Annotated in this window: 16 protein-coding genes; 7 read left to right on the forward strand and 9 right to left on the reverse strand. The window is 62.4% G+C overall.

The annotated features are described in order from the left end of the window. The first annotated feature begins 147 nt into the window (after positions 1 to 147). The 4 genes from rpsF (at position 148) to rplI (ending at position 1,867) form a co-directional block, all read left to right on the forward strand. The gene (gene rpsF / locus ABW18_RS12465) at positions 148 to 429 is read left to right on the forward strand and encodes a 30S ribosomal protein S6 (RefSeq protein ID WP_005202393.1); all 282 of its coding nucleotides are present in this window, start codon (positions 148 to 150) and stop codon (positions 427 to 429) included. A gap of 126 nt (positions 430 to 555) precedes the next feature. Further along, positions 556 to 1,077 (forward strand): single-stranded DNA-binding protein, encoded by a 522-nt coding sequence (locus ABW18_RS12470; protein WP_049699269.1) that lies wholly within the window; start codon positions 556 to 558, stop codon positions 1,075 to 1,077. 61 nt (positions 1,078 to 1,138) lie between these two features. Continuing rightward, a complete protein-coding gene (gene rpsR / locus ABW18_RS12475) occupies positions 1,139 to 1,396 on the forward strand; it encodes a 30S ribosomal protein S18 (RefSeq protein WP_005177187.1) in 258 nt (85 codons plus the stop codon). An 18-nt stretch (positions 1,397 to 1,414) separates the two neighbouring features. Next, the gene (rplI, locus tag ABW18_RS12480) at positions 1,415 to 1,867 is read left to right on the forward strand and encodes a 50S ribosomal protein L9 (protein ID WP_049699270.1); all 453 of its coding nucleotides are present in this window, start codon (positions 1,415 to 1,417) and stop codon (positions 1,865 to 1,867) included. A 111-nt stretch (positions 1,868 to 1,978) separates the two neighbouring features. On the opposite strand, the gene speB is transcribed toward rplI, so the two are convergent. The 8 genes from speB to ABW18_RS12520 are packed head-to-tail and all read right to left on the reverse strand — an operon-like array spanning position 1,979 to position 9,167. After that, on the reverse strand, positions 1,979 to 2,947 hold the full coding sequence (gene speB / locus ABW18_RS12485) for an agmatinase (RefSeq protein WP_049699271.1): 969 nt from the start codon (positions 2,945 to 2,947) through the stop codon (positions 1,979 to 1,981). A gap of 6 nt (positions 2,948 to 2,953) precedes the next feature. Further along, positions 2,954 to 3,718 (reverse strand): class II aldolase/adducin family protein, encoded by a 765-nt coding sequence (locus ABW18_RS12490; protein ID WP_049699272.1) that lies wholly within the window; start codon positions 3,716 to 3,718, stop codon positions 2,954 to 2,956. Then, a complete protein-coding gene (locus ABW18_RS12495; RefSeq protein ID WP_049699273.1) occupies positions 3,718 to 4,914 on the reverse strand; it encodes an aromatic ring-hydroxylating oxygenase subunit alpha in 1,197 nt (398 codons plus the stop codon). The genes ABW18_RS12490 and ABW18_RS12495 overlap by 1 nt, the downstream gene beginning before the upstream one ends. Beyond that, entirely contained in the window at positions 4,911 to 5,801 is an 891-nt protein-coding gene (locus ABW18_RS12500) for a sugar phosphate isomerase/epimerase family protein (RefSeq protein WP_152930082.1), read from the reverse strand. The genes ABW18_RS12495 and ABW18_RS12500 overlap by 4 nt, the downstream gene beginning before the upstream one ends. Beyond that, positions 5,795 to 6,772 (reverse strand): C-terminal binding protein, encoded by a 978-nt coding sequence (locus ABW18_RS12505; protein ID WP_049699275.1) that lies wholly within the window; start codon positions 6,770 to 6,772, stop codon positions 5,795 to 5,797. The genes ABW18_RS12500 and ABW18_RS12505 overlap by 7 nt, the downstream gene beginning before the upstream one ends. Positions 6,773 to 6,829: 57 nt before the next feature. After that, the gene (locus ABW18_RS12510; RefSeq protein ID WP_049699276.1) at positions 6,830 to 7,597 is read right to left on the reverse strand and encodes an amino acid ABC transporter ATP-binding protein; all 768 of its coding nucleotides are present in this window, start codon (positions 7,595 to 7,597) and stop codon (positions 6,830 to 6,832) included. Next, a complete protein-coding gene (locus ABW18_RS12515; protein ID WP_049699277.1) occupies positions 7,594 to 8,328 on the reverse strand; it encodes an amino acid ABC transporter permease in 735 nt (244 codons plus the stop codon). Before ABW18_RS12515 ends, ABW18_RS12510 begins: the two co-directional genes overlap by 4 nt. A 2-nt stretch (positions 8,329 to 8,330) precedes the next feature. Then, positions 8,331 to 9,167, reverse strand: coding sequence for an ABC transporter substrate-binding protein (locus ABW18_RS12520; RefSeq protein ID WP_049699278.1), 837 nt, complete (start codon positions 9,165 to 9,167; stop codon positions 8,331 to 8,333). Between the two features lie 260 nt (positions 9,168 to 9,427). Between ABW18_RS12520 and ABW18_RS12525 the strand changes: the two genes are divergently transcribed. The 3 genes from ABW18_RS12525 to ABW18_RS22450 all read left to right on the forward strand — a co-directional run bounded on the left by ABW18_RS12525 (position 9,428) and on the right by ABW18_RS22450 (position 11,912). After that, positions 9,428 to 10,321, forward strand: a complete 894-nt coding sequence (locus ABW18_RS12525; protein ID WP_049699279.1) for an Lrp/AsnC family transcriptional regulator — start codon at positions 9,428 to 9,430, stop codon at positions 10,319 to 10,321. Further along, positions 10,318 to 11,019 carry a 3-phosphoshikimate 1-carboxyvinyltransferase gene (locus ABW18_RS22750; protein ID WP_160318052.1) on the forward strand — a complete coding sequence of 234 codons (702 nt, stop codon included), beginning with the start codon at positions 10,318 to 10,320 and terminating at the stop codon, positions 11,017 to 11,019. Before ABW18_RS12525 ends, ABW18_RS22750 begins: the two co-directional genes overlap by 4 nt. 281 nt (positions 11,020 to 11,300) lie before the next feature. Further along, entirely contained in the window at positions 11,301 to 11,912 is a 612-nt protein-coding gene (locus ABW18_RS22450; RefSeq protein WP_083444388.1) for a universal stress protein, read from the forward strand. Positions 11,913 to 11,926: 14 nt separating this feature from the next. Here the strand turns inward: ABW18_RS22450 and ABW18_RS12540 are convergent, their stop codons facing one another. Continuing rightward, on the reverse strand, positions 11,927 to 12,547 hold the full coding sequence (locus tag ABW18_RS12540; protein ID WP_049699282.1) for a hypothetical protein: 621 nt from the start codon (positions 12,545 to 12,547) through the stop codon (positions 11,927 to 11,929). Positions 12,548 to 13,069 lie beyond the last annotated feature (522 nt).

Consider the following 13,069-nt stretch of genomic DNA (forward strand, 5'->3'; position numbering starts at 1 on the left):
TCGTCTCGGCGGGGCGGGGTTGTGCGTTGCAGCGCGATTTCGCTGGTCAGGGGTGCCCCGTGTATGGTGGAGCGGTTGCCGACGCAGGCGACCCTCCTGCCACGGACAGTCCGTGGCCGATGAGCCCATAGGAGGTGATGTGGTCTTATGCGTCACTACGAATTGATGGTCATTCTCGATCCTAATCTGGACGAGCGCACCGTCGCCCCTTCACTCGATACTTTCCTCAACGTTGTCCGTAACGACGGCGGCAAGGTGGATAACGTCGACATCTGGGGCAAGCGCCGACTCGCGTACGAGATCTTGAAGCACAGCGAAGGCATTTACGCCGTCATCGATCTCAACGCCGAGCCCAAGACGGTCAGCGAGCTCGATCGTCAGCTGAAGCTCAACGAGTCGGTTCTGCGCACGAAGGTTCTGCGCAAGTAACCCACAGATCCCTGATCGACCGAACGAATCCATCGATCTCGTCGGTGTCGACACCTAGGGTTGAACTCAACTCGCGGTGCACATCGATTTCGACGAGTGCCCACACGTAGACCTAAGGGGAAACACATGGCAGGCGACACGGTCATCACGGTCATCGGCAACCTCACGGCTGATCCGGAACTCCGGTTCACTCCGTCGGGCGCGGCGGTGGCCAATTTCACGGTGGCGTCGACGCCGCGCACATTCGATCGTCAGACGAACGAGTGGAAGGACGGCGAAGCGCTGTTCCTGCGCTGCAACATCTGGCGCGAGGCCGCGGAGAACGTGACCGAGAGTCTGACCAAGGGATCCCGGGTCATCGTGCAGGGCCGTCTCAAGCAGCGGTCGTACGAAACCCGCGAGGGTGAGAAGCGCACTGTTGTTGAGCTGGAGGTCGACGAGATCGGCCCATCGCTGCGGTACGCCACCGCGAAGGTCAACAAGGCCTCGCGCGGTGGGGGCGGCGGCGGAGGCTTCGGCTCGTCCGGCGGCGGAAGCCGCAGCGGCGGGTCGGGCTCGGGCCAGCAGGTCGCCGACGACCCGTGGGGCAGTGCACCCGCGAGCAGCGGCGGAAACTTCGGCGGCGGGGACGACGAACCCCCCTTCTGAACCGCGACGACGCCCTTCATGTGAAAGAAGCGTTCTCGCAACAACTTTGGAGTAAGTACACATGGCAAAAGCTAAGAGCACCCGGAAGGTGCGCGTCGAGAAGGTCACCAAGACCAAGGCGTGCTCCTTCTGCAAGGACAAGAAGGCCGACATCGACTACAAGGACACCGCGCTGCTGCGTCGTTTCCTGTCCGATCGTGGCAAGATCCGGTCGCGTCGCGTGACCGGCAACTGCGTCCAGCATCAGCGCGACGTCGCTGTGGCCGTCAAGAACTCGCGTGAGGTGGCACTGCTGCCCTTCACCTCGACCGCCCGATAAGCCGGAGGGGATAACGACATGAAACTCATCCTCACCGCTGCCGTGGAGAACCTCGGCGAAGCAGGCGACACCGTCGAGGTCAAGGACGGCTACGGCCGCAACTTCCTGCTGCCCCGCGGCCTGGCCATCAAGGCCACCCGTGGTGCCGAGAAGCAGGTCGAGACCATCCGACGCTCGCAGGAGGCCCGCGAGGTCCGTGGCGTCGAGCACGCCAACGAGCTCAAGCAGGCACTCGAGAACCTGTCGGGCATCAGCCTGTCGGTCAAGACGCACGATTCGGGCAAGCTGTTCGGCTCGGTCACCGCTGGCGATGTCGCCGGCGCGATCAAGTCCGCAGGTGGCCCCGCAGTCGACAAGCGCACCGTCGAACTGCCCAAGGGGCACATCAAGTCGACCGGCACCTTCCCGGTCGTCGTGAACCTGCACCCTGACGTCACCGCGACCGTTCAGGTCGACGTCGTCGCTGCTTGATTTACCCGCTGCCTGATACGCAGTAGCTTTACACCGGGCGAAAGCCGGGCGGACGCCGTTCCGCCCGGCTCTCGTCGTCTGTGGGGCACGGGTACGAGACGCGGAAGATGGCTACCGCACCTCGTTACACGCCAGCACCGACAAGAGCTCGTATCCCACATGGGCTGCGGCGATACCTGTGACCTCCGCGTGGTCATAAGCTGGCGCCACTTCGACGATGTCAGCTCCGACGATGTTCAGCCCCACCAAGCCACGCAACGTGTTGAGCAACTCACGTGAGGTCATACCTCCGGCCTCCGGGGTGCCGGTCCCGGGGGCGTGCGCCGGATCGAGGACGTCGATGTCAATCGACACGTACACCGGTCCACCGGAAACGCGCCGGACAATTCGATCGATGATTGAACGCACACCGTCGAACTGGTAGTCGTCGCTTCGGACTACCTGGAAGCCGAGAACCGCATCGTCCTCGAGGTCCTGTTTGCCGTACAAAGGGCCGCGGGTCCCGACGTGCATGGACCGTTCCATGTCGATCAGGCCCTCTTCGCTGGCCCGGCGAAACGGGGTGCCGTGTGTGAACGGCGCCCCGAAATATGTATCCCAGGTGTCGAGGTGGGCGTCGAAGTGCAGCACCGCTATTTTCCCGTGCAACTTGTGCATCGCGCGCAGCAGCGGCAGTGCCAGTGTGTGATCACCGCCCAGCGTGAGTAGTCGCGAGCCGTTCTCGCTCAGAGCCGTGGCCGCGTGGTCGACGGTGTCCAGAGCCTCCACGATGTCGAACGGATTGACCGCGATGTCGCCTGCATCGGCCACCTGATGAACGCCGAACGGCGCGATGTCCAGGCCAGGATTGTAGGGCCGCAACAACTTCGACGACGCTCGGATGTGTCCGGGTCCGAATCGTGCGCCCGGCCGATAGCTGACACCCGTGTCGAACGGGATACCGACAATCGTGACCGCGGCATTGCCCACCTCGGACAGTCGAGGTAGACGCGCAAACGTGCCGGGCTCGGTGTAGCGGGGTGCACGGCTTGCGTCCGGCGGGCCCAGGATGGTCGTATCGTTAATAGTGTTGTCCGACATCGTGTTTCACTCCCTGTAGTCGGGTGCGACGCGCTCGACCAATCGCAACATCGCCTGCCAGGCGAGTTCGAGGCCTACGTCGTCGGTGTAGTCGTCGCCGGCATCTTGGCCACTCAGCTGCTGTGCGGTGTGCTCGGCGATCGCGGGATCCGGCAGTATCACCTCTCCGGCGCGCGTTGCCGCTACTTGGATCTCGCATGCCTTGTTGAGATAGTGCATCCGCAGGAACGCCTGTCCCGGAGTACGACCCACCGTCAGCAGACCGTGATTGCGCAGGATCAGCGCGGGATGATCGCCGATGTCGGCAATCAGCCGCTTCTGTTCGTCGAGGTTCAGCGCCACGCCCTCGTAGTCGTGATAGCCAACTCTGTTGTAGAACTCCATCGAGATCTGGTTCAGCGGAAGCAGACCCGACGACGAAGCGGCCACCGCACACCCGGCCAGCGTATGGGTGTGCAGCACACAGTGTGCATCCTCGCGTTCGCGGTGAATGGCGCTGTGGATGACAAAGCCAGCCGGGTTCACGGTGTGGTCAGAGTCGCCGACGACTCGGCCGTTCAGGTCGATCCGCACCAGATTCGACGCGGTGATCTCCTCGAACAGCAGGCCATAGGGGTTGATGAGGAAGTGATCGTCGGGACCGGGCAGCCGCACCGAGATGTGGGTGAAGATCAGGTCGGTCATCTTGAAGTGCGCTACCAGCCGATACACCGCGGCCAGTTCTCGCCGCAGTTGCGCTTCGGTCGGCTCGACCGCGTCGACCGTCCTCATCAGTACCCCGCCCGCTGTGCCACCAGCTGTTGGAATGCGGCGGTGATTTGATCCCAATGAGTCACCAGGTTGGTGAAGTTCGATGCGGGAGAGTGTCGTCCGGCCTGCATGCGGTACAGGATGGGCACATCCTGCTCGTTTACCTCGAAGAGAATGTCGGTGAGGCTCTTTCGAGCCGCGCTGTATCGCTCCCCACCGGCCTCGGCGTCGACGAAGATTGCCATGTGCTCCATTGTGCGGTCCGGCGCCGTCGGGTCGAAACCGATCACTTGGAACCAGTCGGCCTCCAAGAACAGCAGCGCATTGGGAAAGACGCAGAAGATGTCCTGACTTTCGGTTCGCTCCGGTGGCACATCACCCAAAAATGGCAGTGCATCGTCGGTTTTGGCTGCCTTGCCCGCTGCGCCTCGTGGGTAGGTCCCGCCGAGAATATGGTCTGCGAGCCACACATCGTCGACGTCAAGTGACGCACTCACCGGCCCGACCTGCGGATGTATGAAGGGCAGGTGGTAGAAGTCGAGAAAGTTCTCGACGATGAGCTTCCAATTGGCGCCGATGTCGAACTCGCGTTCTTGCGCGAGGTGGAGGCGCGAGAAGTCGATGTGATTCCAGCGCTGCAAGATTGGCGAAAGCATCCCTTCGAAGTCGGCTGCAGCTGCCTCGGTTGAATTGAACTCGACGCCGAGGTTGACGAAGACCATCCCGGCCCAGACGTGCGACGAGACGCCAAGTAGTCCAAGGTGCTCCGCGCCTTGGGGCACTTCCCGGCCACGTTCACGCTTGAGATACGGCGTGGCATTGAGGCTGCCGTCGAGCTTGTACGACCAGCAGTGATAGGCGCATTGGATTCGACGTCGCACCTTTGCGGGTTCCTCCATCATCACCATGCCGCGATGTCGACATGAGTTGTGGAACACCCGAATGCGCTGCTCCTCGTCGCGCACGATCAACAGCGGCTTGCCGCCGATGGACACCGGATGCACTTTGCCCGGTTCGTCCACCCAGTGGGCGAAGCCTGCCCACACCCAACCCGACGAGAACACCCGCTCCTGCTCGAGTGCGTACTCAGCGGTTCCCGTATAAGCCCGTGTCGGGATGATCGAGTGTTGGCTCGAGTCAGAAGTCAATGGCCCTGCGATGATGCGGTTGCCGCTACCGTTGACCACTGTGGCGGGTGCCGGATTGTCTACAGTCATCGGATGACTCCCGTGTAGTCGTGGGTTGACGAGTGCAAGGCGAGCGCAGCGTCGAATTCCTCTGTGGCCCAACCCTTGAGGATCAGTGCGTCGGCCCACCGGTCCGAGATCTCATTGCCGCCCATATCGGTGATGGCGTAGGGGCGTGTGCCGAGTTCGGTGCAGAACATGATTTCCGCTTCGGCACCTCGGCGGGCGAGAATCTGCTCGAAGCCGGTACGCCACCAGTCTCGGAATCGCTTCTCCCACGGTCTGGCTGCGGGCGATTCGACCGGAACCTGCACCTGGCCCCTCGTCGCGATGCGTCCCTGAAGCGATCCACACCGGCTGAGAACTTTCGCAAAGAGAGTGTCGTGCTCGGCGGTCGGTTCTTCGGGAAGTTCATTGGCGCAGACGAAATGGGAGAAATCGCCGGCGAGTTCGACTCGTTCGTCGAGATAGTCCAGCAGCCATGCGGTGAAGCGGAGGTCGTTGGTCACCGTGTTTCGGTGTGTCTCGATCTCGATGTGGATGCCTGCGTCGGAGCCGATCTCGTACCAACGCAAGAGGGTGGCGGCCAATGGTTTCGGATCAAACCCGTAGATCTGGGCGCACAACACCATCCGATCTGCCCCGACTCGTTGTGCATAGGCTACGGCCGAACGTACTGCGTCGTCGTCGGAGACGAAAGCGAATACTGCTGTGCGCAAGCCGCTTCCGGCGAGAAGCGGCACGAGTTGCTCGGCGGAAGGTGCCTGACGTGCACCCAGATCTACGGCAAGGCCCGCAAATCCCGATCCTGCGATGCGTTCGATCTGTTCTGCGAGCGTCCAACTATTTCGGACCGTGGGGAGGTCTTCCATCGCCCAGAGGGACTGGTACACAAACAGGTTGGAGGTATTCAGCATGTCGAGACCGCCGGATCATTGATCGGATTGAGTGGCCGCCCGTCGCGTAGCCACGCCACTGCATTACCTGCCTGCGCGTCGATGTAGCCGGTCGATGTCGTCTGCGAGAGATAGGCGATGTGAGGGGTGGTGAGCACTTCGGGATGGTTGAACAGTGGGTCGTCGGCGGCAGGTGGTTCGGGGTCAATGACGTCAAGCGCCGCGCCGGCGATATGCCCGGACTGCAACGCGGCCAGCAGCGCCGCGTTATCGATGAGGCCGCCGCGCGCGACATTGACCAGATAGGCGCCGTCTCGCATGCGAGCGATCAGGTCTGCACCGACGATTCGCCGGGTTTCGTCGGTGAGTGGGAGGTGCAGTGAAAGCACATCGGAGTTCTCGATGACGGTGTCCAAATCGGTGATCGTCACGCCGGCGGGACCCGAACTCTGGCTGCTACCGGAGTCACATGCGATGACCTGCGCACCCATCGCGGCGGCATACCGGGCGTAGGTCCGACCGGTGCGGCCGAGACCCACCACACCGATGGTCAATTCGGACAGTCTGCGCGGCAGCGTATCTGGTCGATCCAACCACGATGTGCGGAGGCCGGAGCCGCTGAAGTAGACCAGTCGCCGAACCAGTGCGAGGGTCAAAGTCCACGCGTGGGTGGCCACCTCTTCGGTGGCCAGGTCGGCGACAGTGCTGACCCAGATACCGCGCGCGCTCGCGGCGCCGACGTCCACGTTGTCGAATCCGCGTGACAACAAGGCGATGACCCGTAGATTCGGTAGCCGGTCCATCAGTTCGGCATCGATCGGTGCGTATCCCACCAACAGGGCGGTTGCCTCGGCTGCCGCTCCGGCGATGACGTCGGCATCCTCGGTCTCGAGTTGATCAACGCGAAAACCGTTGTGCTCCAGCATCGCGACGCCCGACGCTGCATCGAGATCGCCGACGTCGGTGTACACCGCGAGCGGTGTGGTCTTCATCTTTGGTGCTCCATCTCCGAGTAAATGAGAAACGTTCGGTTCTCAGCGACACGGTGTTCAGTGCAGGTGGGAAAGAAACTGTCGAGTACGGGGATGCTGGGGATCATCGAAAAAGGCGCTGGGTTCGCCGGATTCGATGATGCGTCCGTGGTCGAACAAGGCGACCTCATCGGCGACCCGACGCGCGAAACGCGTCTCGTGGGTCACCACCACCATGGTCATTCCCTCATCGGCGAGCTTCTCCATCACGGCGAGAACCTCCCCGACGAGTTCTGGGTCGAGGGCAGAGGTAGGTTCGTCGAACAGCATGACTGTGGGGTTCAGTACCAGAGCGCGTGCGATTGCCACCCGCTGCTGCTGTCCGCCGGACAACTCGCTCGGATAGTGCTTGAGCCGATGACCCATGCCCACGCGCTCCAGCATCACGGCGGCGGTCTCCGCGGCCTCCTTCTTGGACATGCCTGCGACCTCGGTAAGTGCAAGTGTCACGTTGTGCAGCACATCGAGATGCGCAAATAGGTTGAAGCGCTGGAATACCATTCCGATGTCGCGTCGCTGCTTTGCCAACTGCGCTTCGCGCAGCGGGCGCGTGGTCCCATTGGTGTTGGTCGTGACGCCCACCTGCTTTCCGTTGAGCAGGATCTCTCCTTCGTCGGCAGGCTCGAGCAGGGCGATGAGTCGCAGGATCGTCGACTTGCCCGATCCCGACGGCCCGAGCAGGGCCTTGACCTCACCTCGATCAAGCGACAGGTCAACACCTTTGAGCACTTCGGTATCGCCGTACGTGCGGTGAAGGTTGAGCGCTTCCAGGACCGGTCGATTCATGCTGGGACCTCCTGACCGGCAGCGGGCACCGGGGTGGATTCGGTGTGCTGGCCTTTCGAGATCCAGCGATAGCGTGCCTCGACGAAGTATTGACAGGCCATGGCGACGCTGACGATCACCAGGTAGTAGACCAGCGCGGCCGAGTAGTACTCCGCGTACCGGAACGTGTTTGACACCTCGGATTGCGCGGTGGTCAGAAGCTCGCGCAGTGAGATGACAGACGCGAGCGACGTGTACTTCAGCATTGCGATGAATTCGTTCCCGCTTGGTGGAATGGCCACCTTGATTGCCTGTGGCAGAACCACTTTGAACAGCACCTTGTGGGGTGGCAGGCCGACTGCCCTGGCCGCGATGTGCTGCCCCTCGTCGACGCTGAGCAGTGCTGAGCGCAAGATTTCGGCCATGTACGCGGCCTCGACGACTGTAAAGCCAATAAAGGCAGCCAGGAATGGGGTAAACCAGTTCTCACGCAAGGCGGGAAACAGCTGCGGTCCGGCGTTCCAGATCAGTAGTAGCACCAGCAGCGTCGGAATGGCCCGGAAGAACCACACATAGGTCCAGCCGACCAATCGGGCAGCAGGGTTCCTCGCGATACGCAGCAGAGCCACCACGAATCCGACGATGCTGGCCGCGATCATCGCCGTTACGGCCAGCGCGAGCGAGAGCAGCGCACCACGAAAGAAGGCTTCCGACGTCAGTGCGCTGACGAAGACTCCCCAATCGAAGGTCATGACTACTTCGTCACGATCTGCTTGGGATCGAGTCCGTATTTCGTGGCGATCTTCTCAAGAGTGCCGTTTTCCTGCAACTGTGGAAGTGCCTCGGCCACAGCGCTACTCAACGGGGAGCCCTTGCGGGTGAAGACCCCGAACTTGGTATCAGTGGGAAACACGCCGGGAACACTCTTGAGTTTCCCGTCGGACTTGTTCACCATCTCGACGACTGCGACGTCGGTCTCGATCAGAGCCTGGGCCTTCCCATTCGTGACGGCCGCGACGGTCTCCGCGGTTTTGGGGTATGGCTGGATGGTGATCGGCTCCTTGCCTTCGCTCGTGAACTTCTTTGAGAGTTCCTTGAGAGTCAGCTCGTTGCTTCCGCCTCCCTGCACGGCAACCGTCTTGCCTGCGAGGTCATCGGAGGTTGTGATGTCGGTGGTGCCTGATGGCACGATCAGCCCCGGGCCGGTGTTCATGAATGGTGTACCGTCCGCCACCTGAAGGCGTTCCGGGCTCAAATACAGTGCCGCCCAGAGTATGTCGCACCGCTTCGCCTGAAGCGCTGGCATCAGACCGTCGAATGCGGTGTTCTGCCAACTGATCTCAAGGCCCCACTTGTCGGCTAGGGCACGAGCGGCGTCCGGATCGAAACCCACGGGGTTAGACGTGTCGCCGCCCTGAAAGTACTCCATCGGCGGGTACTCGGGATCGGTGCACACAGAAAGCTTTCCGTTGCTCAGTAGGCCAGCGGGTGCGTCGCCGGACGCCTGGGTGCCTTCGCCGCCCCCGCCACATGCGGCCAGTGCAGCTGTGGCTGCGAATGCGACGACAGTTGCCAGGACTTTTCGTGACATGAGGGTTCCTCAATTGTTCAGTGGGGCTGATGGGTGGACGCGCCAGTGGATCGGGGACCACACTAAGGACGTGGCACTTCGGCCGCAATGCAAGTTGTCAGCCAGATGGTGGTCTCACTGCAATAGTGACTAGAATCGGCGCATATTGTCCGCGCTGAAGCTGCTTCGAGCCGGAGACGCTGAAGATCTGATCGTCGTGACAAGGGGCATTGGCATTGTTAACTTCTCGTGAGGTCGGTCGCGCTGCGACCTCGGTAGGAATGTCGGGCGCGGACCTGCAGATTCTGGAGGCACTGCGTTTCAACGGCCGCATCACCACTCAAGAGCTTGCCGACCGTGTGGGATTATCGCGGTCGGTCGTCGCCCGTCGGCTGTCCCAACTCCTCGACGACGAGGTGATCCGGGTGGTGGGCATTGTGCACCCGCTGACGCTAGGCATCCGTTCCCTTGCCCATGTCTCGCTGAGCGTCGACCGGCCGGTGCGCCGCGTAGCCGACGAGTTGTCCCGATTGCCTGACGTGCCATTTGTCTCGCTTACTTCGGGGTCCTGTCCGCTGATTGCTGAGGTACGCAGCAGAAGTGACGACGACCTCGCACGCGCGCTAGATCGCGTGCGATCGATTGACGGCGTTCGTGCAACCGAAACGCTCTTCTACACGAAGCTCGTGGCGGATGTGCTACGCCCGAGTCATGCCGAAAACGTCGAAATCGATGCGGTCGACGGTCGGCTGTTGACGCTTCTGCAGGAGAACGGGCGCATGGCTTTCACCACACTGGGGGATAAGGTGGGTGTGTCCACCGGGACCGCACGGACACGAGTGTTACGGATGATCGACACCGGCGTCGTCCGGATCGGAGCCATCTCTCGCGCGGGTCGGCGAGACACCAGAGTCGATGTAGGAGTAGGACTTTCGGTACTGGGGCCGGCATCGAGTTGTACTGACCTGTTGTCTGAAATGCCCCAGGTGCGGTTTCTGGCCGAGACGATCGGTCGCTACGACTTGCTAGCCACCGTCGATGCCGATTCGCTGGCTGAGGTCGTTAGTGTTCTGGATCGGCTGCGCGGGCTCAAACCGGTTCTGCATCTGGATAGTTGGGTCCATCTGAGCACAGTGAAAGAGAGCTATACCTATCCGCTGGAGGTTCTATCGTGAGTGCGCAACGATGGCAGGTACCGAGTACGACATCACCTGTGCGTGCACGAGTGACGGTTCCGGCATCGGTAACGCAGTCGCCGAGCACGGACGGTGCCGTCGCGGTAGCCTTCGCTGCTGCAGGTCTGATAACGGGCGGCACTGTGCTGGTGCGTAATTGGCCGACAGACCTCCCTGCCGCGGAGTCGATGCTGATGGCTTTCTCGGATATGGGGGGCTACGTAGTGTCATCAGCCGATGGCCTCACGGTCACCGGGCGCTCCACGAGTGGTGCTCTGGCACCGATCACGGTGGCCTCGGGCGCGACGGAGCCATTCACCCCGCTTCTGCTCGTAACTGCGTGTTTGGCCACCGGACCCAGCGTCTTCTTGGGAACCCCATCGCCCGCCGACCTCGCGGCCATCAACAATCTGCGACGGGCGGGAGCTGACATTGGGGCCCACAGTGACCGCATCGAGGTATCGCCGCAGCCACTGAGGTCGATCGAATGGACCACAACCACACCGATTCTCGGTTTGACAGGACTTCTGACAGGGCTCGTCGTCAATGGCGTCGCCGTGTCGGAGTGGGACCGAGTTGAGAACTTGTGGCCCGGGGTGGCGTCGGAGTGGTCGCGGATGATCAGCGCCGACGAGTATCTCGTGCCCGGAAGCGCCCGTCTGCCGCGTGACTACCTGGGGCGTGCGTCCTATTTGTGAAGGCGGGCACGCGCACTCGTTTCGTGAGCGTCCCGGGTGGCGCGAGATCGTGTGGACGATGTAGTTGGCATATCGCGTGAACTGCGTACTCGTACGCCGCGACGCGCACGCGCAGCCGCGAAAGTGGGGTAGACGGCTACCCGATACCGCGGGGGCTCGCGCTCTTAGCGTCATGTGCAGCGAGTTCCCCGGGTCCAGCTCGGTAATGGTGCCCGACGTGGTGTGCCGGTGTAAGGGATTCGCGTTCACAGCTATGCAGTCCCATCTCGGAAGTCACCGCCATGCACACTCTCTTCGGTCACCAGATCCAGCACAATCCCGTCGCAACAATTCCCTTGCGCAGGTCATCCCAGAACCAGACCCAAACGTCTGTACCGCCCGTCGTCGTCGGAGTGTGCGGAACGGACGAATCATATTGGGCGGTCGAGTATTGCGCGCGTGCGGTCCGCGCCGAGGCGCCGCTCTACCTCGTCAGTGCCGTCGCGCGGCAGCGCGCGAATCCCCACCGCAGTCACGAGGAACGACGCTGGCGGGATGAGCTGGGTGTCGACGCCTATCAACTCGAGGAACTCTCGGTGATCCATGAAGTTCAGCGACGCGCACGAGAAGTCGCTTCTGCCGCAGGAGCTTCCGATGTTCGAGCGCTGGTGCGCAGCGGTAGTCCCCACGTCGTGTTGGCTCGTGAATCCCGCGACCTCGACGCGGCCGCAATGGTTCTCGGGTATGCGTCCGGGCCGGGTCGATTGGCCCGAAGGCTCTGCGCCACAACAGATATTCCGATCCTGATGGTCAACAAGGGTGTCGATGCGGGGTACCTACTCACCGCTACGCCACGTGGCGTGCGCAACCTGCGTGAGCGGCGTCGAGCAGGCACCCCCGCGACTGCGGAGTGACGGTAGGGGGCCTATCAGCTCGGCGGCGCCGGCACGAGCGGTAGCTGACTCGACGCCTGCAGTGACGCCGGCAGGTAGCGCGGAGCGGGATTGCCGTTGTGCGCGGTGTCTCCCGCGGGGTAGTAGAACTTGTGGAATCCGGGCGAGAAGATCAGCGCCCGATTGCCGGTGCGGCAGGCAACCTGCGTGGCTGAGGGCACCGTGCAGGTGACACCCGCGATCGTCACCTGTGTGCCGACACTCAGACGCGGCGGACGGAAGCCCGACGTCGAGCCGAAGCGGTATGAGGTGCCGGTCAGCAGATCGGGTTCAGGTACCCACCACGGCCCCTGGGCGTCGGCGGTGATGGCTGCGCCCTGGATGACGGGAGGTGCGGTCGCGGGGCGGCCCTGGCAGCCCACCGAGCGGAACGTCGGGCCGATCTGGCAGTTCCACCGTCCGGTGGTGAAGAACGACCGTCCGTTGTCGTCGTAGGCCAGTGAGCGGAACGGCGTCGGATCGACTGGTGTGTACCGCGACAGGTCGAACGCGGCGGGCAGCGGTAGGGGTGCCGCGGATGCCGGGGATGCGTTCAGTAGCGGCACGAGAAGTGCTGCGGCCGCCAGAAAACACGACGCCAGACGGGAGCGAGACATCCGGTGGCGTCTGCGGGTCGTCGGCACGGGGCCAGTGCACCACATCGCAGCGTCGGGCGAGGGCAAAACTCAGACAGTGGCGGGTTACGCGGCGCGGCGAAGGCGAATCGCCGCGCATCAATCTTGTTGTTGCGCAGGTCACACCCACTGTTCACTGCGTTGTAGCGCAATGGTGGTTGTCACCCGCCCACAACACGCCCGGCTGTGAGTTTCCCAAGACACGCCGAGCCAAGAAAAGTTCTTCGTTGTGGAAATCGCACACAGCATCTGACCTGCGAAGATTGAGTTACACACACATCTACTCCCCAGCGTTCTCCACAGCGGCTGCACAACTGACACGCGGTTGCGCGCGCGCCGTCCACAGGCCATCCACAAGTTCGTCCACAAGCGCGTTTGAGTGCGACGAGACGAACTCCTACTGTCTTCCATCAGTGCCCGATGGTGTTGCGCGTCGCGATGTGCGGTCCGACCTGTCAGACCCCTCGGGTATGAACAAAGACGACTCAGCCAGTCAGGCTTCCG

The organism is Gordonia jacobaea (assembly GCF_001186365.1).
Lineage (GTDB): Bacteria > Actinomycetota > Actinomycetes > Mycobacteriales > Mycobacteriaceae > Gordonia > Gordonia jacobaea.

What these genes read in the sequence shown, in the direction of transcription:
- rpsF (WP_005202393.1), top strand. Translation starts at nt 148, where the DNA reads ATGCGTCACTACGAATTGATGGTCATTCTCGATCCTAATCTGGACGAG.
- ABW18_RS12470 (WP_049699269.1), top strand. Translation starts at nt 556, where the DNA reads ATGGCAGGCGACACGGTCATCACGGTCATCGGCAACCTCACGGCTGAT.
- rpsR (WP_005177187.1), top strand. Translation starts at nt 1,139, where the DNA reads ATGGCAAAAGCTAAGAGCACCCGGAAGGTGCGCGTCGAGAAGGTCACC.
- rplI (WP_049699270.1), top strand. Translation starts at nt 1,415, where the DNA reads ATGAAACTCATCCTCACCGCTGCCGTGGAGAACCTCGGCGAAGCAGGC.
- speB (WP_049699271.1), bottom strand. Translation starts at nt 2,947, where the DNA reads ATGTCGGACAACACTATTAACGATACGACCATCCTGGGCCCGCCGGAC.
- ABW18_RS12490 (WP_049699272.1), bottom strand. Translation starts at nt 3,718, where the DNA reads ATGAGGACGGTCGACGCGGTCGAGCCGACCGAAGCGCAACTGCGGCGA.
- ABW18_RS12495 (WP_049699273.1), bottom strand. Translation starts at nt 4,914, where the DNA reads ATGACTGTAGACAATCCGGCACCCGCCACAGTGGTCAACGGTAGCGGC.
- ABW18_RS12500 (WP_152930082.1), bottom strand. Translation starts at nt 5,801, where the DNA reads ATGCTGAATACCTCCAACCTGTTTGTGTACCAGTCCCTCTGGGCGATG.
- ABW18_RS12505 (WP_049699275.1), bottom strand. Translation starts at nt 6,772, where the DNA reads ATGAAGACCACACCGCTCGCGGTGTACACCGACGTCGGCGATCTCGAT.
- ABW18_RS12510 (WP_049699276.1), bottom strand. Translation starts at nt 7,597, where the DNA reads ATGAATCGACCGGTCCTGGAAGCGCTCAACCTTCACCGCACGTACGGC.
- ABW18_RS12515 (WP_049699277.1), bottom strand. Translation starts at nt 8,328, where the DNA reads ATGACCTTCGATTGGGGAGTCTTCGTCAGCGCACTGACGTCGGAAGCC.
- ABW18_RS12520 (WP_049699278.1), bottom strand. Translation starts at nt 9,167, where the DNA reads ATGTCACGAAAAGTCCTGGCAACTGTCGTCGCATTCGCAGCCACAGCT.
- ABW18_RS12525 (WP_049699279.1), top strand. Translation starts at nt 9,428, where the DNA reads ATGTCGGGCGCGGACCTGCAGATTCTGGAGGCACTGCGTTTCAACGGC.
- ABW18_RS22450 (WP_083444388.1), top strand. Translation starts at nt 11,301, where the DNA reads ATGCACACTCTCTTCGGTCACCAGATCCAGCACAATCCCGTCGCAACA.
- ABW18_RS12540 (WP_049699282.1), bottom strand. Translation starts at nt 12,547, where the DNA reads ATGTCTCGCTCCCGTCTGGCGTCGTGTTTTCTGGCGGCCGCAGCACTT.